The sequence below is a fragment of the Streptomyces sp. BK79 genome (genome assembly GCF_044142145.1).
Classification (GTDB): Bacteria; Actinomycetota; Actinomycetes; order Streptomycetales; family Streptomycetaceae; genus Streptomyces.
Genome location: NZ_JBHVOC010000011.1, coordinates 51,104 through 77,430 on the forward strand (window position 1 = coordinate 51,104; position 26,327 = coordinate 77,430).

27 protein-coding genes are annotated in these 26,327 nt (G+C 71.1%); 6 read left to right on the plus strand and 21 right to left on the minus strand.

The window, feature by feature from the left end; all coding sequences use genetic code 11:
* Nucleotides 1-50: 50 nt before the first annotated feature.
* Nucleotides 51-1,079 carry an LLM class flavin-dependent oxidoreductase gene (locus ACFIF2_RS15530; RefSeq protein WP_395573229.1) on the plus strand — a complete coding sequence of 343 codons (1,029 nt, stop codon included), beginning with the start codon at nt 51-53 and terminating at the stop codon, nt 1,077-1,079.
* Nucleotides 1,080-1,161: 82 nt separating this feature from the next.
* Here ACFIF2_RS15530 and ACFIF2_RS15535 read toward each other — a convergent pair whose 3' ends face one another.
* On the minus strand, nt 1,162-1,554 hold the full coding sequence (locus ACFIF2_RS15535; protein WP_055421911.1) for an SCO5389 family protein: 393 nt from the start codon (nt 1,552-1,554) through the stop codon (nt 1,162-1,164).
* 280 nt (nt 1,555-1,834) lie between these two features.
* Between ACFIF2_RS15535 and nucS the strand changes: the two genes are divergently transcribed.
* Complete coding sequence (nucS, locus tag ACFIF2_RS15540; protein WP_210902104.1) at nt 1,835-2,506, plus strand: endonuclease NucS; 672 nt, start codon at nt 1,835-1,837, stop codon at nt 2,504-2,506.
* 125 nt (nt 2,507-2,631) lie between these two features.
* On the opposite strand, the gene ACFIF2_RS15545 is transcribed toward nucS, so the two are convergent.
* From ACFIF2_RS15545 to ACFIF2_RS15555, 3 genes are all read right to left on the minus strand, one after another.
* Nucleotides 2,632-5,289 (minus strand): ATP-binding protein, encoded by a 2,658-nt coding sequence (locus ACFIF2_RS15545; protein ID WP_395573230.1) that lies wholly within the window; start codon nt 5,287-5,289, stop codon nt 2,632-2,634.
* A 275-nt stretch (nt 5,290-5,564) separates the two neighbouring features.
* Nucleotides 5,565-5,888: an STAS domain-containing protein gene (locus ACFIF2_RS15550; protein ID WP_003973611.1), complete on the minus strand. Its 324-nt coding sequence runs from the start codon at nt 5,886-5,888 to the stop codon at nt 5,565-5,567.
* Between the two features lie 173 nt (nt 5,889-6,061).
* Complete coding sequence (locus ACFIF2_RS15555) at nt 6,062-6,910, minus strand: 3-hydroxyacyl-CoA dehydrogenase family protein (RefSeq protein ID WP_395573231.1); 849 nt, start codon at nt 6,908-6,910, stop codon at nt 6,062-6,064.
* A gap of 332 nt (nt 6,911-7,242) precedes the next feature.
* Between ACFIF2_RS15555 and ACFIF2_RS15560 the strand changes: the two genes are divergently transcribed.
* On the plus strand, nt 7,243-7,815 hold the full coding sequence (locus ACFIF2_RS15560; RefSeq protein WP_395573232.1) for a cob(I)yrinic acid a,c-diamide adenosyltransferase: 573 nt from the start codon (nt 7,243-7,245) through the stop codon (nt 7,813-7,815).
* Here ACFIF2_RS15560 and ACFIF2_RS15565 read toward each other — a convergent pair.
* Both ACFIF2_RS15565 and ACFIF2_RS15570 read right to left on the minus strand, forming a co-directional pair.
* Nucleotides 7,812-8,003, minus strand: a complete 192-nt coding sequence (locus ACFIF2_RS15565; protein WP_395573233.1) for a DUF5708 family protein — start codon at nt 8,001-8,003, stop codon at nt 7,812-7,814. The two genes, ACFIF2_RS15560 and ACFIF2_RS15565, sit on opposite strands and share 4 nt — an antisense overlap.
* A complete protein-coding gene (locus ACFIF2_RS15570) occupies nt 8,000-8,587 on the minus strand; it encodes a hypothetical protein (protein ID WP_395573234.1) in 588 nt (195 codons plus the stop codon). Before ACFIF2_RS15570 ends, ACFIF2_RS15565 begins: the two co-directional genes overlap by 4 nt.
* Nucleotides 8,588-8,739: 152 nt before the next feature.
* On the opposite strand from ACFIF2_RS15570, the gene ACFIF2_RS15575 reads away from it, so the two are divergent.
* The 3 genes from ACFIF2_RS15575 to ACFIF2_RS15585 all read left to right on the plus strand — a co-directional run bounded on the left by ACFIF2_RS15575 (nt 8,740) and on the right by ACFIF2_RS15585 (nt 12,530).
* Complete coding sequence (locus ACFIF2_RS15575; RefSeq protein ID WP_395573235.1) at nt 8,740-9,936, plus strand: sensor histidine kinase; 1,197 nt, start codon at nt 8,740-8,742, stop codon at nt 9,934-9,936.
* On the plus strand, nt 9,933-10,598 hold the full coding sequence (locus ACFIF2_RS15580) for a response regulator (protein ID WP_395573236.1): 666 nt from the start codon (nt 9,933-9,935) through the stop codon (nt 10,596-10,598). Before ACFIF2_RS15575 ends, ACFIF2_RS15580 begins: the two co-directional genes overlap by 4 nt.
* A gap of 108 nt (nt 10,599-10,706) precedes the next feature.
* Nucleotides 10,707-12,530 (plus strand): glycosyl hydrolase family 18 protein, encoded by a 1,824-nt coding sequence (locus tag ACFIF2_RS15585; protein ID WP_395573237.1) that lies wholly within the window; start codon nt 10,707-10,709, stop codon nt 12,528-12,530.
* A gap of 24 nt (nt 12,531-12,554) precedes the next feature.
* Here ACFIF2_RS15585 and ACFIF2_RS15590 read toward each other — a convergent pair whose 3' ends face one another.
* From ACFIF2_RS15590 to prmC, 15 genes are all read right to left on the minus strand, one after another.
* Entirely contained in the window at nt 12,555-13,001 is a 447-nt protein-coding gene (locus ACFIF2_RS15590) for a DUF2550 domain-containing protein (RefSeq protein WP_395573238.1), read from the minus strand.
* A 129-nt stretch (nt 13,002-13,130) separates the two neighbouring features.
* Nucleotides 13,131-13,505 (minus strand): F0F1 ATP synthase subunit epsilon, encoded by a 375-nt coding sequence (locus ACFIF2_RS15595; RefSeq protein WP_395573239.1) that lies wholly within the window; start codon nt 13,503-13,505, stop codon nt 13,131-13,133.
* Nucleotides 13,506-13,635: 130 nt separating this feature from the next.
* Complete coding sequence (gene atpD / locus ACFIF2_RS15600) at nt 13,636-15,084, minus strand: F0F1 ATP synthase subunit beta (RefSeq protein ID WP_395573240.1); 1,449 nt, start codon at nt 15,082-15,084, stop codon at nt 13,636-13,638.
* The gene (locus ACFIF2_RS15605; protein ID WP_395573241.1) at nt 15,084-16,001 is read right to left on the minus strand and encodes a F0F1 ATP synthase subunit gamma; all 918 of its coding nucleotides are present in this window, start codon (nt 15,999-16,001) and stop codon (nt 15,084-15,086) included. Before ACFIF2_RS15605 ends, atpD begins: the two co-directional genes overlap by 1 nt.
* A 21-nt stretch (nt 16,002-16,022) precedes the next feature.
* On the minus strand, nt 16,023-17,612 hold the full coding sequence (gene atpA / locus ACFIF2_RS15610) for a F0F1 ATP synthase subunit alpha (protein ID WP_395573242.1): 1,590 nt from the start codon (nt 17,610-17,612) through the stop codon (nt 16,023-16,025).
* 161 nt (nt 17,613-17,773) lie between these two features.
* Nucleotides 17,774-18,589, minus strand: a complete 816-nt coding sequence (locus tag ACFIF2_RS15615; protein ID WP_395573243.1) for a F0F1 ATP synthase subunit delta — start codon at nt 18,587-18,589, stop codon at nt 17,774-17,776.
* Nucleotides 18,586-19,146, minus strand: a complete 561-nt coding sequence (locus tag ACFIF2_RS15620; RefSeq protein WP_395573244.1) for a F0F1 ATP synthase subunit B — start codon at nt 19,144-19,146, stop codon at nt 18,586-18,588. The genes ACFIF2_RS15615 and ACFIF2_RS15620 overlap by 4 nt, the downstream gene beginning before the upstream one ends.
* A 42-nt stretch (nt 19,147-19,188) precedes the next feature.
* Nucleotides 19,189-19,413 (minus strand): ATP synthase F0 subunit C, encoded by a 225-nt coding sequence (atpE, locus tag ACFIF2_RS15625; RefSeq protein ID WP_030545783.1) that lies wholly within the window; start codon nt 19,411-19,413, stop codon nt 19,189-19,191.
* Nucleotides 19,414-19,489: 76 nt separating this feature from the next.
* On the minus strand, nt 19,490-20,329 hold the full coding sequence (gene atpB, locus ACFIF2_RS15630) for a F0F1 ATP synthase subunit A (protein ID WP_395573245.1): 840 nt from the start codon (nt 20,327-20,329) through the stop codon (nt 19,490-19,492).
* Between the two features lie 210 nt (nt 20,330-20,539).
* Nucleotides 20,540-20,971 carry a hypothetical protein gene (locus ACFIF2_RS15635; RefSeq protein ID WP_395573246.1) on the minus strand — a complete coding sequence of 144 codons (432 nt, stop codon included), beginning with the start codon at nt 20,969-20,971 and terminating at the stop codon, nt 20,540-20,542.
* 287 nt (nt 20,972-21,258) lie between these two features.
* Nucleotides 21,259-22,575, minus strand: a complete 1,317-nt coding sequence (locus ACFIF2_RS15640; protein WP_395573247.1) for an MraY family glycosyltransferase — start codon at nt 22,573-22,575, stop codon at nt 21,259-21,261.
* A gap of 130 nt (nt 22,576-22,705) precedes the next feature.
* Complete coding sequence (gene glyA / locus ACFIF2_RS15645; protein WP_395573248.1) at nt 22,706-23,962, minus strand: serine hydroxymethyltransferase; 1,257 nt, start codon at nt 23,960-23,962, stop codon at nt 22,706-22,708.
* Nucleotides 23,963-24,071: 109 nt separating this feature from the next.
* Complete coding sequence (locus tag ACFIF2_RS15650; protein ID WP_395573249.1) at nt 24,072-24,752, minus strand: protein-tyrosine-phosphatase; 681 nt, start codon at nt 24,750-24,752, stop codon at nt 24,072-24,074.
* Nucleotides 24,749-25,396: an L-threonylcarbamoyladenylate synthase gene (locus ACFIF2_RS15655; RefSeq protein ID WP_395573250.1), complete on the minus strand. Its 648-nt coding sequence runs from the start codon at nt 25,394-25,396 to the stop codon at nt 24,749-24,751. Before ACFIF2_RS15655 ends, ACFIF2_RS15650 begins: the two co-directional genes overlap by 4 nt.
* A 50-nt stretch (nt 25,397-25,446) precedes the next feature.
* Nucleotides 25,447-26,292, minus strand: a complete 846-nt coding sequence (gene prmC / locus ACFIF2_RS15660; RefSeq protein ID WP_395573251.1) for a peptide chain release factor N(5)-glutamine methyltransferase — start codon at nt 26,290-26,292, stop codon at nt 25,447-25,449.
* Nucleotides 26,293-26,327: the final 35 nt, after the last annotated feature.

Sequence of the window (26,327 nt, forward strand, 5' to 3'; positions counted from 1 at the left end):
TATGCCCTGTGGGGGAGCTCCGCGTCGGAGCCGAGGAAGCAGGAAGAGCAATGCGTGTAGGAAGTTTCGTGCTGGGCGCCCAGTTCCCCGGCCAGGGGCAGGGTGAGGCGCTGCACCGCGCGGTCCGCTCGGCCGAGGTCGCCGAGGAGGCGGGGCTCGACGCGGTCTGGCTGGCCGAGCACCACTTCGTGCCGTACGGCACGTGCCCGTCGGCCGTCACCCTGGCGGCCCTGCTGCTGGGCCGCACCCGGCGCATCCGGGTCGGCACCGCGGTCAGCGTGCTGCCCACCGTCCACCCCGTCGCCCTCGGCGAACAGGCCGCGCTGCTGCACGTCACGAGCGGCGGCCGGTTCTCGCTGGGCGTCGGCCGGGGCGGCCCGTGGGTGGACCTGGAGGTGTTCGGCTCCGGTCTGGAGGCGTACGAGAAGGGGTTCCCCGAGTCACTCGATCTGCTGGTGCGCTGGCTGCGCGAACCGGCCGTCGGCGCCTGTGGAGAGCGCTTCAGCTTCCGCGAGGTGCCCGTCGTCCCGCGCCCCTCCGAGTCGCTGACGGAGGGCGCGGGTCCCGAGGTCGTCGTCGCCTGCACGTCCCCGGCGAGCGTGCGCACGGCCGCCGAGCGCGGACTGCCGATGCTGCTCGGGATGCACGTCGGTGACGAGGAGAAGGCCGAGATGGTCGCCCTGTGGCGGCGGCACGCCCGCGACGCCGGGCGGCCGGCGGAGGAGATCGAGGGCGCGGCCCACGTGTCGGCCGGGGTCTGCCAGATCGCGGACCGGCGCGCGGACGCGGCGGAGACGCTGCTGAAGGCCATGCCCGGCTGGCTGCGCCAGGGCCTGGGCGCCCACGTCACGGTGGACGGCCGTCCCCGGCGGATGCGCGACCCGCACGCGTACACCGAACTCCTCTGCGGACTGCACCCGGTGGGCCCGCCCCGGCTGTGCGCCGACCGGCTCGCGGCGACCGGCGAGCGGACCGGCATCAGCCGCTTCGCCCTGCTCGTCGAGGGTTCCGGCGACCTCGCGGCGACCGAGGAGAACGTACGGCGGCTCGGGGCCGAGGTACTCCCCCGGTTGCGCTGAGGACGTGGGCGCGGGGAGCTTGCCGCTCCGGTACAGAACTGCACCTCCCACGTACGGAGCGGCAAGCCGACGACGGTCGCGGTCAGCAGTCGCGGAATTCGGGCGACTGGTTCAGGACCTGGCTGCGCACCGAGGTGAAACGGGTCAGCTTCTCGTCGACGGAGGAGTCCAACGGGAACACCGCCACCCGGTGGCAGTTCTGGAACGCCAGCCGCACCCCGAAGTGGCGCTGCAGCGCACCGCGTATGGCGTCACTCGCGAGCGCGCGCAGCAGCTGACCGCGCGCCTGCTCGTCCGGCGGGGGCGTCTGGTTGTCGGCGAACGCACCGCCGTCGACCTTCAGCTGTGCCACCAAAGAGCTGACCATCTCCCATGCGTAAGGCAGGGAAGTCCGGACGCAGTCGACGAAGGCTGCTTCGTCGACCTCGCCTCGCTCGGCCTGTTCGAGTAGGGCCGGTGAGACGTCGAGCGACATGGGTTCTCCTCTCGCACCCCCGACGGACAGGGGTTGCCGGACAGTTAAGGGAGCGCGCGATCTTGAACACGCTGCGTACACACCTCGCGACCTCCCGTTCAATACCGTAAGCAACCGATCGTGACCGCACCAGGAGAATGCCCAGATGGGCCCGATCCCGTGGGCCCACAATCGGCCAGTGCGCAAGACGGTGCCAAGGGGAGAAGTGGGACAGCCCGCGCGGCCGTCCCCGCACGGGCGAATCGCGCCGGGCCGGGCGCGTCGAGTAGCGTTGCCGACCATGCGTCTCGTCATTGCCCGCTGCTCCGTCGACTACGCCGGACGGCTCACCGCCCACCTGCCCTCGGCCCCCCGGCTGATCCTGGTCAAGGCGGACGGCAGCGTCTCGATCCACGCCGACGACCGGGCCTACAAGCCCCTCAACTGGATGTCGCCGCCCTGCACGCTGAAGGAGGGGACCGGCGAGGAGGAGGGCGTCTGGACCGTCGTCAACAAGGCGGGCGAGAAGCTCATCATCACGATGGAGGAGATCCTCCACGACTCCTCGCACGAACTGGGCGTCGACCCGGGCCTGATCAAGGACGGCGTGGAAGCGCACCTCCAGGAGCTGCTCGCCGACCGCATCGAGACCCTGGGCGAGGGCTACACCCTCATCCGCCGTGAGTACATGACCGCCATCGGCCCCGTCGACATCCTGTGCCGGGACGCCGAGGGCCGGACCGTCGCGGTCGAGATCAAGCGCCGCGGCGAGATCGACGGCGTGGAGCAACTCACGCGCTACCTGGAGCTGTTGAACCGCGATCCCCACCTCGCCCCGGTGCGCGGCGTCTTCGCCGCCCAGGAGATCAAGCCGCAGGCCCGCGTGCTCGCCACCGACCGCGGGATCGGCTGCCAGGTACTGGACTACAACGCCCTGCGGGGCATCGAGGACGACAAGCTGCGGCTGTTCTGAGCGGCGGCTTCACCCACGACGTACGTACGAGAGGGCCGGGTCCGTGGCGGACCCGGCCCTCTCGCGTCGTCCCGGGAGCGGTGATCCCGTCGGCGGTCGTCCCGGGAGCGGTCGTCCCGGGAGCGTCAGATGATCTGCTCCGTCGCCGGCCCCGAGCCGCTCGGCGTCCCCGTGCCGGTGGTCGCGGTGCTGCTCTGCGAGGCGGTGCCCGCCGGGGAGCCGGCGGTGGCGGGGGGCGTACCCGGCCCGGTGGCGCTGTTGGACGTCTCCGGGGTCGACGGCGGCGGGGGCGTGGCCGTGTCGCTGGGCGCGGGCGTGGTGGGCTCCTCGGTCTCCGTGGGCGTCCCGGGATCGGTCGGCTCGGTGTCCGTGGGCTTCGGCGAGGTCGGCCTGGTCGAGGGCGAGGACGGCGGCTTGCTCGACTCGTCCGGGGACTGTGAGCCGTCCGGGCTCTCGTCGTCGCTCGGGCTCCCGGTGCTGTCCGGGCTGCTCGCGCCGTCCGACGGCGTCGCCGACTCGCTCGGCGTCGGGTCGTCCGACGTCCCGGGCGTGCCGTCCGGGCCGGGGTCGGCCGGGGCGCCGGTGTCCCCCGGGCCCGCGCCGTCGTCCGACGGCCGGTCCGCGCCGAGGCCGCCGTCGTCGACGCCCTGGCTGGCCGACGGGTTGACGCCGACCTGGTCGGAGGGGTCACCCGCGTCACTGTCGGAGGTGGCGCCCAGGGTCACCACCGTGCCGAGCACGGCGACGAGCAGCGCGCCCGCTCCGGCGGCCACGAGGTTGCGCCGGGCGAAGCCCTTGATGCCGGGGCCCCCCTTGCGGGACGGTCCGGAGGAGGTCTCCCGGCGGGTGACCAGGGTCGGGGACTGCGGAGGCGGCTGGAGCGGCGGGAAGGGCGCGGGTACGCCCGCGGGCGGCGACGCCGACTCCTCGTGGCGGGCGTCGGGCACCTCCTCCCCGGCGGTCGGTCCGAGGCCGAGTCCCACACCGACGACGCCGAGTCCGGCACCGGCCCCCGCGGCGCCCGGCCCGACGCCCGCGCCGGTACCGAGGCCGAGGCCGGGCGTGTCACCCGTCCGGTCGGCGACCAGAGTGAGGGCACGGCGGCCCGCTACGGCGCCGCGCTTGTCGGACAGCGCGCCGCGCAGCCCGATGGATGCCTCCAGTTCGGCACGGGCCCGGTCGAGGCGGCCCTCGCACAGCGCGAGAACGCCCAGTTCGTGGTGGAAGTAGGCCTGCTCGGCGACGTCACCGGCGAGCCGGGACGCCTGGGTGCCCGAGCGCAGCGCCCGCTCCCAGGCGCTCCAGTGCAGCCCGGCGGCGAACGCGGGCGCCGCGGTGCGGGCCAGCTGGACGGCGGGGCTGTCCTCGTCGGCCGCGGGCGGGGTGGTCGCCGGTACCAGCACCGCGAGGGCGGCCAGCACGGCGTCGGCCTCGGCGCAGACCCGCTCCGGGGTGACCGAGGGGTGCCCGGCCCACCAGGCGTAGTGCTGGGCGGCGGCCAGCGCCCGGTCCCGTACGTCGTCGGCGTACCCGGCGCTCTCCAGCTGGGTGAGCACCCCGGCGGCGAGCCGGTAGCGGGAGCCGACCGGGGAGACCAGCCCGCAGTCGGCCAGCTCGCCCAGGGCGGCGTCCGCGTGGGTGTCGCCGACCAGCGCGGGCAGATGCGCCTGGTGCGGCACCTCGCCGCCGAGGGCGACGGCGAACTCCAGCGTGGCGCGGGCCGAGGCACTCAGCCGGGAGGCGAGCAGCGGCGCGGGCGCGGCGGCCTCACCGAGGGACGGCAGGGGTACGTCGTCGCTCTCGGCGGTGCCGTAGGGGATCTCGTCGGCGGGCCGGGCGTCGGCGAAGACGCCGAACTCGTCGACCGCGTCGGCGCCGGCCCGCTCCCGGTCGCGCCGGCGCAGCAGGGCGCCGGCCTGGACGAAGCGCAGCGGCAGGCCCTCGGACTCGAACCAGAGGTCGCCGGCCCAGCCGGCCTCCTCCTCGGTGAGGGCGCGTCCGGCGGCGCGCTCCAGCAGCTCCACGCCGTCCGAGCGGTCCAGGCCGGTGAGGAAGACCTCCTCGACGGCGGAGTCGGCCGAGGGGGCGGACACGTCGGGGGTGGCGGCGATGAGCCAGGCGCACTCGGGGGTGGCGTCCAGCAGCTCGTCGAGGGCGGTGCCGCCGAACTCGACGTCGTCCAGGACGACGACCGCGCCGACCTCGCGGAGCCGGGCGAGCAGTTCCTCCCGGTCGGGGCGGTGCAGGGGCGCGCGGTGGACGGCGTGGAAGAGGTCGTGGAGGAGGTCGTCGGCGGTGCGGTGGAAGCCGCTGAGCCGGACCACGCCGTCGGGTGCGAGGCCCGCGCAGTCCTCTGCGACGACGTCGAGGAGGCTGGTGCGGCCGGAACCTGCGGCGCCGGTGAGGCGGACGGAGCGGCCGCGGGCGAGGAGACGCACCAGGCGCTCGCGCTCGTCGTCGCGGGCCAGCAGCCCCAGCACGGTGCGGGCCGGTCCGGGCGGGACGGGCGGCCGGACGGCGCGGGCCACCTCGGCGCGTTCGGCCGCGGTGAGCTTCTCGGGGCGGGCCGGCCGCTCGGCGGGCGGGCAGACCTCGATCTCGCTGCCGTCGACCGGGTTGACGGTGAGCAGGAAGTCGCCGGAGACCAGCTGCACCGTGCGGGCGAGCGAGGGCGCGTGCTGTCCGAAGTCGGGTGTGAGGGGGTCCCTGGGCGGGCGCGGGCGCGACGCCTGGTGGTCGCCGTCGTGGCCGTACTCCTCGGGTCCCCGGTTGTTCGGGTCCATAGGTTCAAGCCCCCCAAAAGCGTCGTGTGCCGGTCCCCGGTCGGGACCACCCCTCCCGGCCTTGCCGCACACCGCGCTGTCGCTTCTGGTCCGGTCCCGCCAGTGGGTCGCAAGCGGCGGGCAGCCAGACCTTAAACCTTCGCCCAGTATCTCCGACAGCCCGGGGTGCCGACCCGTCCGAGACGTCACAGTCTCGTGAGGATTGCGTGCGTCGGGCGATTCGCCGGGCGGTGTCCGGGTCTCCCCCGTCCGCCGGGCACCTCGGGCCCGTGGCCTCACACCCTGGGCAGGGTCTCCACGCCGATGCCGCCCTCGATCGCCAGGATCCGGTGCAGCCGGGTCGCCACCAGCAGGCGCTGCATCTGCGGCGGTACGCCGCGCAGCACCAGCCGCCGGCCGCAGCGGCCGGCCCGCCGGTGGGCTCCCATGATCACGCCGAGTCCGGTGGCGTCCCAGGAGTCCAGTTCGGACAGGTCCAGCACCAGGTCGCCGACTCCGTCGTCGACGGCCGAGTGCAGGACCGTACGGGCGTCCGCCGCGCTGCGGACGTCGAGGCGGCCCCCGACGACCAGCTCGACGTGGTCGCCCCTGATGTGCATATGCGCTCCCCGGCGTGGGTCTCTGTTTCGTCTCGTCGATTCTTCTGGTGATCTCTCGGCGATATCAGGTGTTGCAACCTCTGACTGGCCGAAACGATCGGAGGTTGCCGCCTGTAAGCGAACCGATACCGAATTCACCCCGGCGTGTGACGTCTCCCGGGGGTGATGCGACCTCAGTGCTTGTAGAAGCCCTGCCCGCTCTTGCGGCCGATGTCACCGGCGTCCACCATCCGGCGCATCAGCTCCGGCGGGGCGAACTTCTCGTCCTGGGACTCGGTGTAGATGTTCCCGGTGGCGTGCAGCAGGATGTCGACGCCCGTCAGGTCGGCGGTGGCCAGCGGCCCCATGGCGTGGCCGAAGCCCAGCTTGCAGGCGAGGTCGATGTCCTCGGCGGTGGCGACGCCCGACTCGTACAGCTTCGCGGCCTCGACGACGAGGGCGGAGATGAGGCGGGTGGTGACGAAGCCGGCCACGTCGCGGTTGACGACGATGCAGGTCTTGCCGGTGGACTCGGCGAACTCCCGTGCGGTGGCGAGGGTTTCGTCGCTGGTCTTGTAGCCGCGCACCAGCTCGCACAGCTGCATCATCGGCACCGGCGAGAAGAAGTGGGTGCCGACGACCCGCTCGGGGCGCTCCGTCACGGCCGCGATCTTGGTGATCGGGATGGCGGAGGTGTTGGACGCGAGGATCGCCTCGTCCTTCACCAGCTTGTCGAGGGCGCGGAAGATCTCGTGCTTGACTTCCAGCTTCTCGAAGACGGCCTCGACGACGACGTCCGCGTCGGCGACGGCGTCCAGGTCGGTGGTCGCGGTGATCCGGGCGAGGGCGGCCTCGGTGTCGTCGGCGGCGAGCTTCCCCTTGGCGACGAACTTGTCGTACGACGCCTTGATGCCGTCGGTGCCGCGCCGCAGCGCCTCGTCGGTGACGTCGCGCAGGACGACGTCCCAGCCCGCCTGGGCGGAGACCTGGGCGATGCCGGAACCCATGAGACCGGCTCCGATGACGGCGAGCTTCCGTGCCACTGTGCGACTCCCCTGATACGCGCTGTTTCTCTTCTCTCGGCCGGAGATTAGCGGGCGTGAGAGGCTGTGTGACCGGTTAGTAACGCGCGTCACGTCTCAAATGACGGACGTCACACCGAGGGGTGGCGGCCGGGTGTCAGCCCGCGCCCCGTACGGCGTAGTTGAGCACCTTCTCGCTCGTCCGGTCGACCTGACTCACCATCAGGAGCAGCGTGGCGTCGTCGTCCGCGCTGCCGGTCTCCCGGACGGCCTTCTCGGCGGCTTCACCGCGCCGGCCGTGACGGTGGGCACACGCGTGTTCCGGACGGCCGGCCCCTCACTACGCTGGCCCCATGGTCAACCTGACGCGCATCTACACCCGGACCGGCGACCAGGGCACCACCGCCCTCGGCGACATGAGCCGGGTCCCCAAGACCGACCTCCGCATCTCCGCGTACGCCGACGCCAACGAGGCGAACGCGGTGATCGGCACGGCGATCGCCCTCGGCGGTCTGCGCGAGGAGGTCGTCAAGGTCCTCGTCCGCGTCCAGAACGACCTGTTCGACGTGGGCGCGGACCTGTCCACGCCGGTGGTGGAGAACCCGGAGTACCCGCCGCTGCGGGTCGAGCAGTTCTACGTCGACAAGCTGGAGGCCGACTGCGACCGCTTCCTGGCGGAGGTGGAGAAGCTCCGCTCGTTCATCCTGCCCGGCGGCACGCCCGGCGCGGCCCTGCTGCACCAGGCGTGCACGGTGGTCCGCCGGGCCGAGCGCTCCACGTGGGCGGCGCTGGAGGTGCACGGCGAGACGATGAACCCGCTCACCGCCACCTACCTCAACCGCCTCTCCGACCTCCTCTTCATCCTGGCCCGGGTGGCCAACAAGGAGGTCGGGGACGTGCTGTGGGTACCGGGCGGGGAGCGCTAGGCCGGTCGGCGCGCCGACCGGAACAGGCCCCACGCGGTCTGCGCGCCGCCGACGCACATCATCACGATCCCGGCCTTCGGCAGGTCGACGACGGGGACCCGCACGTCCCCGGCGAACAGCCAGAGGGCGAGGCCGGCCACGAGGGTGGCGCCGCCCTCCCACAGGTTCCGCTCCGGCAGGTGCCTCACCGGCGCGCGCCTTCCTTCTCCGGCCGGCGCCCGGCCGTGACCTCCGGCGTTCCCGCAGGGTCCTTCTTCGGCCAGATCAGGTACCCGAGCGCCACCAGGCCGTGGATGGCGGCGACCCTGACGGCCACCCACTGGAAGGCCCGCAGCGACGACACGTCTCCGTCGCCGACGTACCAGACCGCGCCCTGGAGCAGCGCGCACGCCACGGCCGCGCCCAGCAGGGTGCGCAGCCACAGCCGGCCCTCGTGGGCGGCCCGCGCCCTGCCGTAGCGCGGGGGCTTGACCGGGGGCGGGCCGCCGCCCAGGCGGTGGGCGGCGTGGCCGTCGAGCCAGCGGATCGTGTAGTGGCCGTACGCGACCGTGTAGCCGATGTAGAGCGCCGCCAGGCCGTGCTCCCAGCCCGGTTCGGCGCCGTTCTTGAGGTCGTACGCCGTCACGGCGAACAGCACCAGTTCCAGCACCGGCTCGCACAGCAGCAGGACCACGCTGGTGCGCCGCCACTTCAGCAGGTAGCGGGCGCCGAGTCCGAGCGCCAGCAGCACCCAGAAGCCGACCTCACAGGCGATGATCAACGCGACGACCATGATGTGCTCCCTTCGTTCACCCTTCCAGGCTCCCGTCGGAATCCGCGTCGTTCGTCGTCGCCGGTGACGAACCTCCGGTACATCGAAAGATGCAGGACATGACCGTTCCCCGGCATCAGGCGGGCGGGGCGCGGGCCGTGTTGGATGGTGGCATGGCCCTACGACTCCCCCGCCCGCGCCGCTTCGACGTGTACGCCGCGTCGGCCGGCCTGCTGGGCGGACTGCTGCTGTGGGGCATCGGCCTGGGCGTGCGGCCCGCCGGCGAGCCGATCGTGCTGTTCGACGGCCGCTGGCCGCTGCTGGTGCCGCTCGCCGTCATGGCGGGCTGCGAGCTGCTGCGCCGGGCGGCCCCGCGCACGGGTCTGCTGATCGGCACGGCCGCGCTGATCGTGGACACGGTCACGCAGGGCAGCCTGGTCACGGTGATCATGTACACCGACCTGATGTACGCCGCCGTCCTGTACGGCCCGCCCGGCTCGGCCCGCCGCATCCCGTGGATCACCGGGCTGCTCACCGTGGCGGCGACGCTGGTGCCGTTCGCGGTGTGGCGGGTGCCCGAGGCGCTGCTCATCGGGGTCGCCGTCGGCATCGTGTCGTTCGCGCCCGCCTCCACGGGGCTGATCGTGCGCAACCACCGTGAGGCCGCCGACGCCGCCCTGCTGCGGGCCGAGCAGACCGCGCTGCTGGCCGAGATGGACCGGGTCCAGGCGGTGACCGCGGAGCGCTCCCGGATGGCCCGCGAACTGCACGACATGGTCGCCAACCACCTCTCCGCGATCGCCATCCACTCCACGGCCGCCCTCTCCCTGGACGACCCGGCCACCACCCGGCAGGCACTCGGCGTGATCCGTGAGAACAGCGTCGAGGGGCTGGCCGAGATGCGCCGGCTGATCGGCATCCTGCGGGACACCGGCGGGGACACCGAGCCGGCCGCCGCGCCCACCCTCGACGGCCTGGGCGCCCTCGTCGCCGGCGCCCGCGCCAACGGACTCGACGTCACCCTGGACGCCACGCCCGGCGAGGGACTGCCCGCGCCGGTGGAGCTGGCCGCCTACCGGATCGTGCAGGAGTCGCTCACCAACGCGCTCAAGCACGCGGCGCCGGGCACGGTACGCGTCCGGCTCCACCGGCACGACGACGTCCTGCACGTCGAGGTGAGCAGCCCGTACGGCGACCGGGACACCCCGCGCGCCCCCGGCTCGGGGGCCGGCCTGGTCGGCATGCGGGAGCGGGCTGGGCTGCTGCACGGCACCTTCGAGGCGGGGCCGGTCGCGGACCCTGACTCGGCGGGCGGCAAGCTCTGGACCGTGCGTGCCACCCTGCCCCTGAACGAAGGAGACCTCGCATGATCCGCGTCCTCGTCGCCGAGGACCAGTCGGCCGTCCGGGCCGGGCTGGTGCTGATCCTGGGCAGCGCACCGGACATCGAGGTGGTCGGGGAGGCAGCGGACGGCGAGCAGGCGGTTGCCCTCGCCCGCGAACTGCGGCCCGACCTGGTGCTGATGGACGTGCAGATGCCCCGCCTCGACGGGGTGTCGGCGACCCGGCTGGTGGTCGGCGAGCAGCTCGCCGACGTCCTGGTGCTGACCACCTTCGACCTGGACGAGTACGTCTTCGGGGCGCTGCGGGCGGGTGCCGCCGGGTTCCTGCTGAAGAACACCGAGGCGCAGGACCTGCTCACGGCCGTGCGCACGGTGGCGGGCGGCGAGGGGATCGTCGCCCCGGCCGTCACCCGGCGGCTGATCGCCGAGTTCGCCGCGAAGCCGGCCCGGGAACCGGCGGCCGCTCCGGAGGCGCTCGGGGACCTGACCCGGCGCGAGCGCGAGGTGCTGTCCTGCCTCGGCGAGGGGATGTCCAACGCCGCGATCGCCGAGCGGCTGGACATGGCCGAGGCGACGGTGAAGACGCACGTCAGCCGTCTGCTGGGCAAGCTGGGACTGCGCAGCCGGGTGCAAGCGGCGGTGCTGGCGCAGGAGTTGGGGATCCAGACCGCCCCGCCGCGGCGCCACTGATCACTGGTCCAGACCTATTGACCTATGGTCCAGACCTTTCTATCCTCGCGGCACTGCGGGCATGAGGCTCAGTCATGCCCCCGACAACCCCACATAAGGAGGCGCGGCATGCGCTTCAGACACAGAGTCGCGGCACTGGTCGCGTCGCTGTCGCTCCCGCTGGTCGGTCTGGTGGGCCTGGCGAGTCCGGCCCAGGCGGCGACGAGTGCGACGGCGACCTTCACCAAGACCTCGGACTGGGGCTCCGGCTTCGGCGGCAACTGGACGGTGAAGAACACCGGCACCACGACGCTCAACTCCTGGACCGTCGAGTGGGACTTCCCCTCCGGCACCAAGGTCACCTCCGCCTGGGACGCCACGGTCACCAACTCCGGTGACCACTGGACCGCCAAGAACGTCGGCTGGAACGGGACGCTCGCCCCCGGCGCCTCCGTCTCCTTCGGCTTCAACGGCAGCGGCCCCGGCTCCCCCGCCAACTGCAAGCTCAACGGCGGCAACTGCGACGGCGGCTCCGTCCCCGGCGACGCGGCGCCCTCCGCGCCCGGCACGCCCACCGCCTCGGCCGTCACCGACACCTCGGTGAAACTGACCTGGTCGGCGGCGACCGACGACAAGGGCGTCAAGAACTACGACGTCCTGCGCGACGGCGCCAAGGTCGCCACGGTCACCGGCACCACCTACACCAACACCGGGCTGACCGCCGGCACCGACTACTCCTACACCGTCCAGGCCCGCGACACCGCCGACCAGACCGGCCCGGTCAGCGGCGCGGTCAAGGTCCGCACCACCGGCGGCGGGGGCAACGAGCCCGGCCCGGGCGGCAAGGTCAACCTCGGCTACTTCACCGAGTGGGGCGTCTACGGCCGCAACTACCACGTCAAGAACCTGGTGACCTCGGGCTCCGCCTCCAAGATCACCCACATCAACTACGCGTTCGGCAACGTCAAGAACGGTCAGTGCACCGTCGACGACACCTTCGCCGCGTACGAGAAGTCCTACACCGCCGACCAGTCCGTCAGCGGCTCCGCCGACACCTGGGACCAGCCGCTGCGCGGCAACTTCAACCAGCTGCGCCAGCTCAAGGCCAAGTACCCCCACATCAAGGTCCTGTACTCCTTCGGCGGCTGGACCTACTCCGGCGGCTTCGGCCAGGCCGCGCAGAACCCGGCCGCGTTCGCCAAGTCCTGCAAGGCCGTCGTGGAGGACCCGCGCTGGGCCGACGTCTTCGACGGCATCGACATCGACTGGGAGTACCCGAACGCCTGCGGCCTGACCTGTGACACCTCCGGCCCCGCGGCCTTCAAGAACCTGTCCCAGGCACTGCGCGCCGAGTTCGGCTCCGACTACCTCGTCACCGCCGCCATCACCGCGGACGGCTCCGCCGGCGGCAAGATCGACGCCGCCGACTACGGCGGCGCCGCCCAGTACCTCGACTGGTACAACGTGATGACCTACGACTACTTCGGCGCGTGGGCCAAGACCGGCCCGACCGCCCCGCACTCCCCGCTGACCGCGTACGACGGCATCCCGACCGCGGGCTTCAACTCCGCCGACGCGATCGCCAAGCTCAAGGCCAAGGGCGTGCCGGCCGCCAAGCTCCTGCTCGGCATCGGCTTCTACGGCCGCGGCTGGACCGGCGTCACCCAGTCCGCCCCCGGCGGCACGGCGACCGGACCGGCGCCCGGCACCTACGAGGCGGGCATCGAGGACTACAAGGTCCTCAAGAACGCCTGCCCCGTCACCGGCACCGTCGCCGGCACGGCGTACGCCCACTGCGGCAGCCAGTGGTGGTCGTACGACACGCCGTCGACCATCGCGGGCAAGATGACCTGGGCCAAGAACCAGGGCCTGGGCGGCGCCTTCTTCTGGGAGTTCAGCGGCGACACCGCGAACGGCGAGCTGGTGGGCGCCATCAGCAGCGGCCTGAAGTAAGGAACCTGAAGTAGAACACTTTCCCTAAGCCACATTGACGCGCTGACCGGGCGGGGCTGCCTCCAGCCACGCGAGGAATCCGGTCAGCGCGTCTTCGCTCATCGCCAGTTCGAGCCGCGTCCCCCGATGGAGACACGCGAGGACCACGGCGTCGGAGAGCAGCGCCAGCTCCTCCTCGCCGTCCGGGAGCCGGCGGCCGGCCACCTCGATCGCGGAGCGCTCCAAGACGCGGCGCGGGCGCGGGGAGTACGAGAAGACGCGGTACCACTCGACCCGGTCGCCGTTGTAGCGGGCCACCCCGTAGGCCCAGCCCTTGCCGCCGGCGTCACCCTCCTTGGGCGCGTCCCAGCGCAGGGAACAGTCGAAGGTGCCGCCCGAACGCTGGATCAGCCGGCGGCGCAGACCGAAGACGAAGAGCCCGATCACCACCAGGGCGACGGCGATTCCGCACACAGTCAGAGCGAGGACCATCGGCACCGACCTCCTCGTCTCCTAGGTAACGGAACGGAAAAAACACCCGGATCTGCCTCAGCCGCGGCCGGGTCCGGATCGCTCCGGTCCCAGCCGCGGCTGAGTGACGTCATAGCACAGCGCCGTGGTTCAGCGCCCCGCCGCCGCGCGCAGTCGGACGTCCGCGCGACGCTCGGCGTGGGCGTCGCCCTCCGCCTTCGCGCGCTCGAGCTCCCGCTCCGCGCGCTGGACATCGATCTCGTCCGACAGCTCGGCGATCTCGGCCAGCAGGGACAGCTTGTTGTCCGCGAACGAGATGAAACCGCCGTGCACCGCGGCGACGACCGTCCCACCCTCACTCGTACGGATGGTCACCGGGCCCGACTCCAGCACACCGAGCAGCGGCTGGTGACCGGGCATGACGCCGATGTCGCCGGACGTGGTGCGCGCGACGACCAGGGTGGCCTCGCCGGACCAGACCTCTCGGTCGGCCGCGACCAGCGCGACGTGCAGCTCAGCAGCCAAGGTGGCTCCTCGGGTCACCACCCGGCGGGAGAGCCGGGTGTTGGTTACAAGTCTAAGGGGCGTGACGGAGGGGGCGGGACGCGCCCGCCCCCTCCGGTGTGAGCCCGGGGGCTCACGGTGAGCACGAGGCTCAGGAGACGCCGAGCTCCTTCGCGTTCTTCTTCAGGTCCTCGATACCACCGCACATGAAGAACGCCTGCTCCGGGAAGTGGTCGTACTCGCCGTCGCAGATCGCGTTGAAGGCCGCGATCGACTCGTCCAGCGGGACGTCCGACCCGTCGACGCCGGTGAACTGCTTGGCGACGTGGGTGTTCTGGGACAGGAAGCGCTCCACGCGACGGGCACGGTGGACGACGAGCTTGTCCTCCTCGCCCAGCTCGTCGATACCGAGGATCGCGATGATGTCCTGCAGGTCCTTGTACTTCTGCAGGATGCTCTTCACGCGCATCGCGGCCTGGTAGTGGTCCGCCGCGATGTACCGCGGGTCGAGGATGCGGGACGTCGAGTCCAGCGGGTCCACGGCCGGGTAGATGCCCTTCTCGGAGATCGGACGGGAGAGCACCGTCGTCGCGTCGAGGTGGGCGAAGGTGGTGGCCGGGGCCGGGTCGGTCAGGTCGTCCGCGGGGACGTAGATCGCCTGCATCGAGGTGATCGAGTGACCGCGGGTCGAGGTGATGCGCTCCTGGAGGAGACCCATCTCGTCGGCCAGGTTCGGCTGGTAGCCCACCGCGGAGGGCATGCGGCCGAGCAGGGTCGAGACCTCGGAACCGGCCTGCGTGAAGCGGAAGATGTTGTCGATGAAGAACAGCACGTCCTGCTTCTGGACGTCACGGAAGTACTCGGCCATGGTCAGGCCGGCCAGCGCGACGCGCAGACGGGTGCCCGGCGGCTCGTCCATCTGACCGAAGACCAGCGCGGTCTTGTCGATGACGCCGGACTCGCTCATCTCGTCGATGAGGTCGTTGCCCTCACGGGTGCGCTCACCGACACCGGCGAACACGGAGACACCGTCGTGGTTGTTGGCGACGCGGTAGATCATCTCCTGGATGAGCACCGTCTTGCCCACGCCGGCGCCGCCGAACAGACCGATCTTGCCGCCCTTGACGTACGGGGTCAGCAGGTCGATGACCTTGACGCCGGTCTCGAACATCTCGGTCTTCGACTCGAGCTCGTCGAAGTTGGGCGCCTTGCGGTGGATCGGCCAGCGCTCGCCGGTGTAGGTCTCGTCGACGTTCAGCACCTCGCCGAGGGTGTTGAACACCTTGCCCTTGGTGAAGTCGCCGACGGGCACGGAGATGGCGGAGCCCGTGTCGGTCACCGGGGCCTGGCGGACCAGGCCGTCGGTGGGCTGCATGGAGATGGTGCGGACCAGGCCGTCACCCAGGTGCTGGGCGACCTCCAGGGTCAGCTTCTTCAGCTCGCCCGCCTTCGCCGGGTCGGCGACCTCGACGTGGAGGGCGTTGTAGATCTCCGGCATGGCGTCGACGGGGAACTCCACGTCGACGACCGGGCCGATGACCCGCGCGACGCGGCCGGTGGCCACGCCCGCCGCAGCGGTCGGCTCAACAGTGGTGGTCATTAGTTGTCACTCCCCGCGGTCGCGTCGGCCAGGGCGCTGGCGCCACCGACGATCTCGCTGATTTCCTGGGTGATTTCGGCCTGGCGGGCCGCGTTGGCAAGACGGGAGAGCGTGTTGATCAGCTCGCCCGCGTTGTCGGTGGCCGACTTCATCGCGCGCCGCGTGGCGGCGTGCTTCGAGGCGGCCGACTGGAGCAGCGCGTTGTAGATGCGGCTCTCCACGTAGCGGGGCAGCAGGGCGTCGAGGACGTCCTCCGCCGACGGCTCGAAGTCGTACAGCGGAAGGATCTCGTCCTTCGCCGTCGACTCCTGAGCCACCTCTTCGAGGCGCAGCGGGAGCAGCCGGGAGTCGACCGCCGTCTGCGTCATCATCGAGACGAACTCGGTGTAGACGATGTGGAGCTCGTCCACGCCGCCGTCCGCCGTCTCCTTCTCGATGGCCTCGATCAGCGGCGCCGCGACCTTCTTGGCGTCCGCGTACGAGGGCTCGTCGGTGAAGCCCGTGAACGACTCCGCGACCTTGCGCTCACGGAAGTTGTAGTGGGCCAGACCGCGCCGGCCGACGATGAACGTGTCGACCTGCTTGCCCTCGCGCTCGAGGCGCTCGGTCAGCTGCTCCGCCGCCTTGATGGCGTTGGAGTTGAAGGCGCCGGCCAGACCGCGGTCGCTCGTGAGGAGCAGGACCGCGGCACGGGCCGGGTTGTCCGCCTCCGTGGTGAGCGGGTGCTTCGTGTTCGACCCGGTTCCGACCGCCGTGACCGCGCGGGTCAGTTCCTGCGCGTACGGCGTGGAGGCCGCCACCTTGCGCTGCGCCTTGACGACGCGCGAGGCGGCGATCATCTCCATCGCCTTGGTGATCTTCTTGGTCGCGGTGACGGATCGGATGCGACGCTTGTAGACCCGGAGCTGGGCTCCCATGAGTCAGGTCCCTTCCTTACGTCACTTGGCGACGGACGGGGCGTCCTCGCCGAGCAGCTTGCCGTCCGAGGTCTCGAACTGCTTCTTGAACGCGGTGATCGCCTCGGCGACGGCCTGGAGGGTGTCGTCGGACATCTTGCCGCCCTCGCGGATGGAGGTCATGAGGCCCTGCTCCTTGCGGTGCAGGTACTCCAGGAGCTCCTTCTCGAAGCGGCGGATGTCGGCGACCGGCACCTCGTCCATCTTGCCGGTGGTGCCGGCCCAGACGGAGACGACCTGGTCCTCGGTGGCCATCGGCTGGTACTGGTCCTGCTTCAGCAGCTCGACCATGCGCTGACCGCGCTCCAGCTGCGCCTTCGACGCGGCGTCCAGGTCGGAACCGAAGGCGGCGAACGCCTCCAGCTCACGGAACTGGGCGAGGTCCACGCGGAGCCGGCCGGAGACCTGCTTCATGGCCTTGTGCTGGGCGGAGCCACCGACGCGGGAGACCGAGATACCGACGTTCAGGGCCGGGCGCTGACCGGCGTTGAACAGGTCGGACTCCAGGAAGCACTGGCCGTCGGTGATGGAGATGACGTTGGTCGGGATGAACGCCGAGACGTCGTTGGCCTTGGTCTCGACGATCGGCAGACCGGTCATCGAGCCGGCACCCTCGGCGTCGGAGAGCTTGGCGCAGCGCTCCAGCAGACGGGAGTGCAGGTAGAAGACGTCACCCGGGTAGGCCTCGCGGCCCGGCGGGCGGCGCAGCAGCAGCGACACGGCGCGGTAGGCGTCGGCCTGCTTCGACAGGTCGTCGAAGATGATCAGGACGTGCTTGCCCTCGTACATCCACTGCTGGCCGATGGCCGAGCCGGTGTACGGCGCCAGGTACTTGAAGCCGGCCGGGTCGGACGCCGGGGCGGCCACGATGGTCGTGTACTCCAGCGCGCCGTTCTCCTCCAGCGCGCGGCGGACCGACGCGATGGTGGAGCCCTTCTGGCCGATGGCGACGTAGATGCAGCGGACCTGCTTCTTCGGGTCGCCGGTGCGCCAGTTGTCACGCTGGTTGATGATCGTGTCGACGGCCAGGGCGGTCTTGCCGGTCTGGCGGTCGCCGATGATCAGCTGACGCTGACCACGGCCGATCGGGGTCATGGCGTCGACGGCCTTGTAGCCCGTCTCCATCGGCTCGTGCACCGACTTGCGCTGCATGACCGTGGGGGCCTGCAGCTCGAGGGCGCGGCGGCCCTCGGTCTCGATCTCGCCGAGGCCGTCGATCGGGTTGCCGAGGGGGTCGACCACGCGGCCGAGGTAGCCCTCGCCCACGGCGACCGACAGGACCTCGCCGGTGCGGGTGACCGGCTGGCCCTCCTCGATACCGCTGAACTCACCGAGGACGACGCAACCGATCTCGCGCTCCTCCAGGTTGAGGGCGAGGCCGAGGGTGCCGTCCTCGAACTTCAGCAGTTCGTTGGCCATGGCCGAGGGCAGGCCCTCGACCTTCGCGATGCCGTCGCCGGCAAGGGTGACCGTACCGACCTCCTCGCGCGAGGCCGCGTCCGGCTTGTACGACTGGACGAAGTTCTCCAGTGCGTCCCGGATCTCCTCCGGCCGGATCGTGAGCTCCGCCATCTGAGTTCCCTGCTCTCCTTGTTGGGCCCGAAGTTTCACTTGGGGGGTATTCCACGAGTCGGGACTCCCCCCAATAAGAGGTGAATCCTCTGCACGGCCCAACCAGGGCCGTCGTAAGTACGTACTGCTACTGCTTGTGATGCTGTTGTCGCGCGGGAGCGTCAGCTCGCCAGTCGGCGGCCGGCGTCCTCCAGGCGGTCCGCGATGGAGCCGTTGATGACCTCGTCGCCGACCTGCACCCGGATCCCGCCGAGGACCTCGGGGTCCACGTCGAGGTTGAGGTGCATCGGGCGGCCGTAGATCTTCGCGAGGGCCGCGCCGAGGCGCTGCTTCTGCGTGTCGTCCAGCGGCACCGCCGAGGTGACGACGGCGACCATCCGGTCCCGCCGGTCGGCGGCGAGCTTGGACAGGGACTCGAGTCCCGACTCCAGGCTACGTCCCCGCGGCGCGGTGACAAGGCGCGTCACCAGACGCTCGGTGGTCCGCTCCGCCCGGCCGCCGAGCAGGCCGCGCAGCAGCTCGCCCTTGGCCGAGGTGGTGGCCGACCGGTTGGTCAGCGCGGCGCGCAGCTCGGTGTTCGAGGAGACGATCCGGCCGAACCGGAACAGCTCGTCCTCGACGTTGTCGAGCCGGCCCCGCTTCTGGGCGGCGGTGAGGTCGGCGGTGTTCGCCAGCTCCTCCAGCGCGTCCACCAGGTCGCGGGACTGCGACCAGCGGGAGCGCACCAGGCCGGCGACCAGGTCGGCGGTGGCACCGCTGACCTGGGTGCCGAGGAGGCGCTGGGCGAGGTCCGCCTTGGCCTGACCGTCCTGCGCCGGGTCGGTGAGGACCCGACGCAGCGACACCTCGCGGTGGAGGAGCGCGGTGACGGCGGCCAGCTCGTCGGCGAGCGAGCCGGCGTCCACGGACGTGGAGTCCGTCAGCGCGTCGAGACGCTCGCGTGCGGCAGCCAGGGCCTCGCGGCTCGCTCCGTTCATCGGGTCGCCTCTGCCTTCGTCGCCTTGTCGTCCAGCTCGTCCAGGAAGCGGTCGATGACGCGGCTCTGGCGGGCGTGGTCCTCGAGGGACTCGCCGACGAGCTTGCCGGCCAGGTCGGTGGCCAGCTTGCCGACGTCCTGGCGCAGCGCGGACGCCGCGGCCTTGCGGTCGGCCTGGATCTGGGCGTGACCGGCGGCGATGATCTCCTCACGCTGCCGCTGGCCTTCCGCGCGCATCTCGGCGATGAGCGTGGCGCCCTGCTCCTGCGCCTCCTGACGCAGGCGCGCGGCCTCGTGCCGGGCCTCGGCGAGCTGTGCCTTGTACTGCTCAAGGACGCTCTGGGCCTCGGTCTGCGCGGCCTCGGCCTTCTCGATACCGCCCTCGATGGCCTCGCGACGCTCTTCCAGAACCTTGTTGATGTTCGGGAGCAGCTTCTTGGCGAGGAAGCCGAAGACGATGACGAAAGCGAGGAGGCCGATGACAACTTCCGGCCACGGCGGAATGAGGGGATTCTCCTTCTCACCCTCAGCCGCCAGGAAAACCAGGGCGGAGTTCACATCAGTGCCTTTCGTCGAAAGGGTCGGTCGTCAGTGCTCGTCTTAGTAGACGAACGGCATGACGAGACCGATGAGGGCGAGCGCCTCACAGAACGCGAAGCCCAGGATCTGGTTGGCGCGGATCAGACCGGCCGCCTCGGGCTGGCGGGCGAGGGCCTGGGTGCCGTTGCCGAAGATGATGCCGACGCCGACGCCGGGGCCAATGGCGGCCAGGCCGTAACCGACGGAGCTGAGCGAACCTTCGACGGCAGCAAGGGTCTGGGACATGCCAGTTCTTCCTTCTCTTTACGGACCGGTGGGGGTTGGCCACCGGACGGCTGGGGGGGTACGAGGCGGGACGGACTCAGTGGTGCTCGGCGAGCGCGCCCTGGATGTAGGTGCAGGTCAGCAAGACGAACACGTACGCCTGCACGGCCTGGATGAAGAGCTCGAAGGCCGTCATGACGATCGTCATCACGAACGAGACGCCGGCGTAGGCGATGCCGATGCCGTTCAGCAGGTACCAGCTGGCGATCGTGAAGAGGAGCAGCAGCGTGTGGCCCGCGAACATGTTCGCGAAGAGCCGGACGGCGTGCGTGAAGGGGCGGACGATCAGGTTCGAGAAGAACTCGATGGTCATCGCGAGCGGCAGCACCGCGCCGAGCGACTTGTCGTAGCCCGTGACGTTCTTGAAGAAGCCGACGAAGCCGTGGCGCTTGAAGGTGAGCGACACCCACAGGATGTAGACGATCGCGGCCATGGCGGCGGGGTAGGCGATGATCGACGTCACCGGGAACTGGGCGACCGGGATGATCGACCAGAGGTTCATCATCCAGATGAAGAAGAAGAGCGAGACGACGAGCGGGACGTACTTCTCGCCTTCCTTCTTGCCGAGGGTCTCGTAGACGACGCCGCGGCGGATGAAGTCGTACCCGGCCTCGGCGACCATCTGGAGCTTGCCCGGGACGACCTTCGGCTTGCCGAACGCCGCCCAGAAGAAGCCCACGATGACGATCGACCCGAGCAGCGCCAGCAGCATCGGCTTGTTGAAGTACAGGCCGTTGCCGTCTGCGTTGCCCCAGAGCGGCTCGAAGAGGAACGAGTGCAGGCCGGGAGCCGGGAAACCACATCCGTCGAAGATGTGGCAGTCGGTCTCGAAGGCGAGCACCTGCGTCGGGTCAGCACTCACCGCGGGCTCCTTCATCGTGGCGCATGGGTACGGCAACCTCGTTGTGTCGGCGCGGCGCGGGGCCGCTGTTCGGCACGGGACTGGTGTTACGGGTGTGGGGGCGGCTGTGGGGCATCTCGCCTCGCGAATGAGCAGGCGTCAGCTCGAATGCCCGCGCCCGCGATGCCGCAGTTGGCACCGGACGATAGCAGGACTTCACATGCCTCTTTATCCCGGCCCTACCCCTCACGACGAGCGGCCCGTCTTTTCGGACTTGTCGCTCGACTCGGGCTCCACGTAGAGAATCTTGGCCTTCATGTGCGCCCGCGTCTGCGCGGCGATCCACGTGAGCGTGGCGACGACCAGAGTGATGGCGAAGGACCGGGGGTTGAACAGCGTCGTGTTCTTGAACGTGGCCAGGAAGACGAACAGCAGCAGGATCTGGGCCGCGTAGAGCATCAGGCCCATCGCCTGGAAAAGGTGCGGAAGCGTCTTGGCGGTGCGCTGCAGGACGTAGAGACCGATCCCCATGAAGAGCATCGCCAGCACGGTCGCGACGACGGCTCCGAGGGCCCCCTTGCCGCCGGCGACCACGGCGCTGACGACGGCGGCTACTGCGCCGACGGCAGCCGTGGGCACGGCAGCCTGAAGCAAGGTCCGGACGTCATTGGACGGCATGGCGGCAACTCCGCTTTTCACAGGGGGCAGGGTGTCGTCATGGACGAGCGTAGTCCCGGGCCGAACGGTGTCCTGACGGCCAAGAGACCGTCGCACTACGGTCCTTAGGCTCTACCCGGGGGTTCTCGTGAACCGTATCACAAACTATTTGATGAGACCTTTACCTGCGGGTGTGCTTACTGTCACACATGAGAGTGACACTGCGCGTTTGTGCAATTACTGCGCCCATTTGTCTGGTAATGGGGCAGTTCCTTCCCCCACGACTTGGCAATGCTCTAGTCAGATTCTTACCTTGCGCGCGAGCGGTGACCGATGGCGGTGGCCCCGTTGACACCCGGGACGCCCGCGGCGACCGGCACGCGCTCGTCGGCTTCCCCGGCCTCGCCCGCCGCGTCGGCGCTCTCGGCGGACCCGTCGCCCGCCTCGGCGGCCGCGGTCCGGCGGCGGTAGCGGGGCGGCACGAAGCGCTCGGCCCAGCGCGGGGCGCGGGGGGTGAAGCGCGGCAGCAGGAGCAGGACCAGGCCGACCGCGCTCAGGAAGACGACGCCCAGCACGATCCACATCGACGCCGAGTTGACGGAGTAGGCGAGTGCGCCGAAGGCGATCAGGGCCGACCAGAAGTACATGATCAGCACCGCGCGGCTGTGCGAGTGGCCCACCTCCAGCAACCGGTGGTGCAGGTGCCCCCGGTCCGCGGCGAACGGCGACTGGCCGCGCCAGGTGCGCCGCACGATCGCGAGGATCAGGTCGGCGGCCGGGATGGCGATGATGGTCAGCGGCATCAGCAGCGGGATGTAGACGGGCACCATCTGGTGCACGGTGTTGCGCTCGGACCCGGAGAAGAGGTTCATCACGTCCGGGTCGACCTGCCCGGTGACCGAGATCGCGCCGGCCGCCAGCACGAGCCCGATCAGCATCGAGCCGGAGTCGCCCATGAAGATCCGGGCGGGGTGCATGTTGTGCGGCAGGAAGCCCAGGCACATGCCCATCAGGATGACCGCGAACAGCGAGGCGGGCGCCGCCGCCTCGATGCCGTACGAGTACCAGACGCGGTAGGCGTACATGAAGAACGCCGCCGCCGCGATGCACACCATGCCGGCCGCGAGCCCGTCCAGGCCGTCCACGAAGTTGACCGCGTTGATGGTGATGACGACCAGCGCCACGGTCAGCAGGGTGCCCTGCCACTGCGTGAGCGCCACCGTGCCCACCCAGGGCACCGGGATCCACAGGATGGTCAGACCCTGCACCACCATCACGCCGGCGGCGATCATCTGCCCGCCCAGCTTGATCAGGGCGTCGATCTCGAACTTGTCGTCCAGGACGCCGATCAGCCAGATCAGGGCCGCCCCGGAGAGCAGGGCCCGCGGTTCGTTGGACTTCTCGAAGACCTCACTCAGGTTGGTGAGGTGGTCGGCGACCAGGAGGCCGGCGCACAGTCCGAAGAACATGGCGATCCCGCCGAGGCGCGGAGTGGGCTCCCGGTGCACGTCACGTGCCCGGATCTCCGGCATCGCCCCCGCCACGATCGCGAACTTCCGTACCGGCCCTGTCAGCAGATACGTCACCGCGGCCGTGACGCAGAGCGTCAGCAGGTATTCACGCACGGGCTTCCCCACAGGTCTCGCTGGCCATTCCCAGCCCACCACCCTAGCGATGCGCGCATATGGTTGAGGACTTCCGGGTAGCGACGATGGTTGCACGTGCGGCCGTGCACATGCGCGCGCCTGCCCCGGCTCAGTCCGGATACGGCGGGAACTGGGCGACCAGATCCCGTACGTCGTCCCGCGCCGCGGCGGGGTCCGTCCCGCCCCGGAGCACCTCGGCGAGCAGGGTCGCGACCGCCCGCATCTCGCGCTCCCCCATGCCCTGCGTGGTCAGCGCCGCCGTGCCCAGGCGCAGTCCCCGGGCGTCGGCGTGGGGAAGCGCACAGCAGTCCAGGACGATCCCGGCCGCCGCGAGCCTGCCCCGCGCGGTCCTCCCGTCGACACCGAGCGGGGCGGGGTCGACGGTCAGCAGGTGGGTGTCGGTGCCGCCGGTGGTGACGGCCAGGCCCTCGGCGGCCAGCTGGGCGGCGAGGACGCGCGCGTTGACGACCACCTGACGGGCGTACGCGGCGAACGCGGGGGTCGCCGCCTCACCGAAGGCGACCGCCTTGGCGGCGATGGTGTGCATCTGCGCGCCGCCCTGGGTGAAGGGGAACACCGCCCGGTCCACCCGCTCGGCCAGCTCGCCCCCGCACAGGAGCATCCCGCCGCGCGGCCCGCGCAGCACCTTGTGCGTGGTGGCGCAGACGATGTCGGCGTACGGCACCGGACTGGGCGCCACTCCCCCGGCGACCAGCCCGATCGGGTGGGCGGCGTCCGCGATGAGGTAGGCGCCCACCTCGTCGGCGACCTCGCGGAAGGCGGCGTAGTCGATGTGGCGGGGGTAGGCGATCGAGCCGCACACGATCGCCTTGGGCCGGTGGGCGCGGGCCAGGGTCCGCACCTGGTCGTGGTCGACCAGCCCGGTCTCCGCGTCCACCCCGTAGCCGACGAAGTCGAACCAGCGGCCGGAGAAGTTCGCCGGCGAGCCGTGCGTGAGGTGACCGCCGTGGGGCAGGCCGAGGGCGAGGACGGTGTCGCCGGGGCGCAGCAGGGCGGCGTAGGCGGCCAGTACGGCGGAGGAGCCGGAGTGGGACTGCACGTTGGCGTGCTCGGCGCCGAAGAGGGCCCGGGCGCGCTCCACGGCGAGCCGCTCGGCGACGTCGACGATCTCGCAGCCGCCGTGGTGCCGGGCACCGGGGTAGCCCTCGGCGTACTTGTTGGCCAGCGGGGAGCCGAGGGCGGCCAGCACGGCGGGGGACGTGAAGTTCTCGGCGGCGATCAGCTGGAGGGTGGTCGACTGCCGACGGCCCTCGGCGAGCAGGATCTCGGCCAGCTCGGGGTCCTGGCGCAGCAGGGGCCCGAGCGGGCTGTCATCGGTCTCGAGGACGGGGTGGGTGACCGACATGGGGCGCTCCGGGCGTGCGTCGACGGTGACGTACGACCAATGTAGGCCCGGCACGCCCAGGACGCCCGAATTGTCCCACCACCGGTACTCCGACCGCCGCTCCTCCGCGTCAGGCGCGCGCGGCCACGCCCGTCAGTGCTGTCACCACGGGATCCAGCGCCTGGTGTATCTCGTCGCCGATCGACCGGAAGAACGGCAGCGGCGCCCCGTACGGGTCGTAGACCTCGTCCGCCTCCGCCGTCGGCGCCAGGAGCCACCCGCGTAGAGCGGCGGCCGCGCGGACCAGGGCGCGGGCACGGGTGACCACGCCGTCCTCCAGGGGAGGCAGCGTCGCGGGGTCGATGGCGTTCACCAGGCGGGTGAACTCCTTGAGGGTGAAGGTGCGCAGTCCGGCCGAGTGGCCCATGGAGATGACCTGCGCGCGGTGGTCCCGCGTCGCCGTCAGCACCAGGTCCGCGCGGATCACGTGCTCGTCCAGCAGCTCGCGCCCGGTGAAACCGGCCGCGTCCGCGCCGAAGTCGGCGAGGACCGTCTCCGCGTTGGTCTCCATGGGCGCGCCCTCGTGGCCCCAGGTGCCCGCGCTCTCCACGATGAGGCCGCCGCCGAGCACGCCGAGGCGCTCCCTCACGAAATGCCGGGTCAGCCGCTCGGTGATGGGCGAGCGGCAGACGTTGCCGGTGCTGACGTGGAGGATGCGGAAGCTGTCGCGCGGAAGTCCGACGAACGTGGTCGTGATCTCCGCGGCACGTTCCCCGTCGCCTATGCCACGCCCCGTCCCAGGGGCCGTCAATTCGCCACCTCGAGGTCGGGTACCACCTTGCGCAGTTCCTCGGCCGACAGCGCGCCCGCGCGCAGCAGCACGGGCACCTCGCGGGTGACGTCGACGATGGACGACGGGACGTTGCCGGGGGTGGGGCCGCCGTCGAGGTAGACGGAAACGGAGTCGCCGAGCATCTGCTGGGCGGCGTCGCAGTCCTCGGGCGCCGGGTGGCCGGTGAGGTTGGCGGAGGAGACGGCCATCGGGCCGAACTCGGTGAGCAGCTCGATGGCGACCGGGTGCAGCGGCATGCGGACGGCGACCGTGCCGCGGGTGTCGCCGAGGTCCCACTGGAGGGACGGCTGGTGCTTGGCGACCAGCGTCAGCGCGCCCGGCCAGAAGGCGTCGACCAGCTCCCAGGCCAGCTCGGAGAAGTCGGTGACCAGGCCGTGCAGGGTGTTCGGCGAGCCGATGAGGACGGGCGTGGGCATGTTGCGGCCCCGGCCCTTGGCGTCCAGCAGGTCGGCGACGGCCTCCGCGGAGAACGCGTCGGCGCCGATGCCGTACACCGTGTCCGTCGGCAGCACCACGAGCTCGCCACGGCGGACGGCGGACGCGGCCTCGCGCAGACCGGTCACTCGGTCGGTCGCGTCGTTGGTGTCGTATCGCCGTGCCATTTAGCGGGCCTCCTCGTACACGTACTGCGGGGTTGGAGTCGAAGCGGTCATCACGGCATCGCCTTGCGGGCGGTCGCGAACCGCGGGCGGTTGTTGAGGTCGGGGTGGTCGGCCGCGTCGGCCCACCCCCGCTCCTCGGTGAAGATCCACGGCACCTGCCCGCCCTGGGTGTCGGCGTGCTCCACGACGACGACCCCGCCGGGGCGCAGCAGGCGGTGGGCGGTGCGTTCCAGGCCGCGGATCAGGTCGAGGCCGTCCTCGCCGGAGAACAGGGCCATCTGCGGATCGTGGTCGCGGGCCTCGGGGGCGACGTACTCCCACTCGGTGAGCGGGATGTACGGCGGGTTGGAGACGACCAGGTCGACCTGGCCGTCGAGGTCCGGGAAGGCCGTCAGGGCGTCGCCCTGGCGCAGCTCGACCCTGGACCCCTCCATGTTCTTGCGGGTCCACTTGAGGGCGTCCTCGGACAGCTCCACGGCGTACACGCGCGAGCGCGGCACCTCCTGCGCGAGCGCGAGCGCGATGGCGCCCGAGCCGGTGCACAGGTCGACGATGCAGGGCTCGACGACGTCCATGGCGCGTACCGCGTCTATGGCCCACCCGACGACCGACTCGGTCTCGGGGCGGGGCACGAAGACGCCCGGGCCGACCTGGAGCTCCAGGTAGCGGAAGTAGGCGCGTCCGGTGATGTGCTGGAGCGGTTCGCGCGCCTCCCGGCGGGCGACGACCTCCCAGTACCGGGCGTCGAAGTCCGCGTCCGGCACGGTGTGCAACTCGCCCCGCTTCACGCCGTGCAGGTACGCGGCGAGTTCCTCCGCGTCGGTGCGCGGCGAGGGCACGCCGGCGTCGGCCAGCCGCTGGGTGGCCTGGGCCACCTCCATGAGCAGCAGGTTCACGCTGGTCCTCCGGGGCTGAGCTGTGGTCCGGTGCG

What these genes read in the sequence shown, in the direction of transcription:
- atpE (WP_030545783.1), bottom strand. Translation starts at nt 19,413, where the DNA reads ATGTCCCAGACCCTTGCTGCCGTCGAAGGTTCGCTCAGCTCCGTCGGT.
- ACFIF2_RS15560 (WP_395573232.1), top strand. Translation starts at nt 7,243, where the DNA reads ATGGTCAACCTGACGCGCATCTACACCCGGACCGGCGACCAGGGCACC.
- glyA (WP_395573248.1), bottom strand. Translation starts at nt 23,962, where the DNA reads ATGTCGGTCACCCACCCCGTCCTCGAGACCGATGACAGCCCGCTCGGG.
- ACFIF2_RS15575 (WP_395573235.1), top strand. Translation starts at nt 8,740, where the DNA reads ATGGCCCTACGACTCCCCCGCCCGCGCCGCTTCGACGTGTACGCCGCG.
- atpD (WP_395573240.1), bottom strand. Translation starts at nt 15,084, where the DNA reads ATGACCACCACTGTTGAGCCGACCGCTGCGGCGGGCGTGGCCACCGGC.
- ACFIF2_RS15605 (WP_395573241.1), bottom strand. Translation starts at nt 16,001, where the DNA reads ATGGGAGCCCAGCTCCGGGTCTACAAGCGTCGCATCCGATCCGTCACC.
- ACFIF2_RS15590 (WP_395573238.1), bottom strand. Translation starts at nt 13,001, where the DNA reads ATGGTCCTCGCTCTGACTGTGTGCGGAATCGCCGTCGCCCTGGTGGTG.
- ACFIF2_RS15655 (WP_395573250.1), bottom strand. Translation starts at nt 25,396, where the DNA reads ATGGCACGGCGATACGACACCAACGACGCGACCGACCGAGTGACCGGT.
- atpA (WP_395573242.1), bottom strand. Translation starts at nt 17,612, where the DNA reads ATGGCGGAGCTCACGATCCGGCCGGAGGAGATCCGGGACGCACTGGAG.
- atpB (WP_395573245.1), bottom strand. Translation starts at nt 20,329, where the DNA reads ATGAAGGAGCCCGCGGTGAGTGCTGACCCGACGCAGGTGCTCGCCTTC.
- ACFIF2_RS15570 (WP_395573234.1), bottom strand. Translation starts at nt 8,587, where the DNA reads ATGGTCGTCGCGTTGATCATCGCCTGTGAGGTCGGCTTCTGGGTGCTG.
- ACFIF2_RS15585 (WP_395573237.1), top strand. Translation starts at nt 10,707, where the DNA reads ATGCGCTTCAGACACAGAGTCGCGGCACTGGTCGCGTCGCTGTCGCTC.
- nucS (WP_210902104.1), top strand. Translation starts at nt 1,835, where the DNA reads ATGCGTCTCGTCATTGCCCGCTGCTCCGTCGACTACGCCGGACGGCTC.
- ACFIF2_RS15535 (WP_055421911.1), bottom strand. Translation starts at nt 1,554, where the DNA reads ATGTCGCTCGACGTCTCACCGGCCCTACTCGAACAGGCCGAGCGAGGC.
- ACFIF2_RS15530 (WP_395573229.1), top strand. Translation starts at nt 51, where the DNA reads ATGCGTGTAGGAAGTTTCGTGCTGGGCGCCCAGTTCCCCGGCCAGGGG.
- ACFIF2_RS15580 (WP_395573236.1), top strand. Translation starts at nt 9,933, where the DNA reads ATGATCCGCGTCCTCGTCGCCGAGGACCAGTCGGCCGTCCGGGCCGGG.
- ACFIF2_RS15545 (WP_395573230.1), bottom strand. Translation starts at nt 5,289, where the DNA reads ATGGACCCGAACAACCGGGGACCCGAGGAGTACGGCCACGACGGCGAC.
- ACFIF2_RS15615 (WP_395573243.1), bottom strand. Translation starts at nt 18,589, where the DNA reads ATGAACGGAGCGAGCCGCGAGGCCCTGGCTGCCGCACGCGAGCGTCTC.
- ACFIF2_RS15550 (WP_003973611.1), bottom strand. Translation starts at nt 5,888, where the DNA reads ATGCACATCAGGGGCGACCACGTCGAGCTGGTCGTCGGGGGCCGCCTC.
- ACFIF2_RS15635 (WP_395573246.1), bottom strand. Translation starts at nt 20,971, where the DNA reads ATGCCGTCCAATGACGTCCGGACCTTGCTTCAGGCTGCCGTGCCCACG.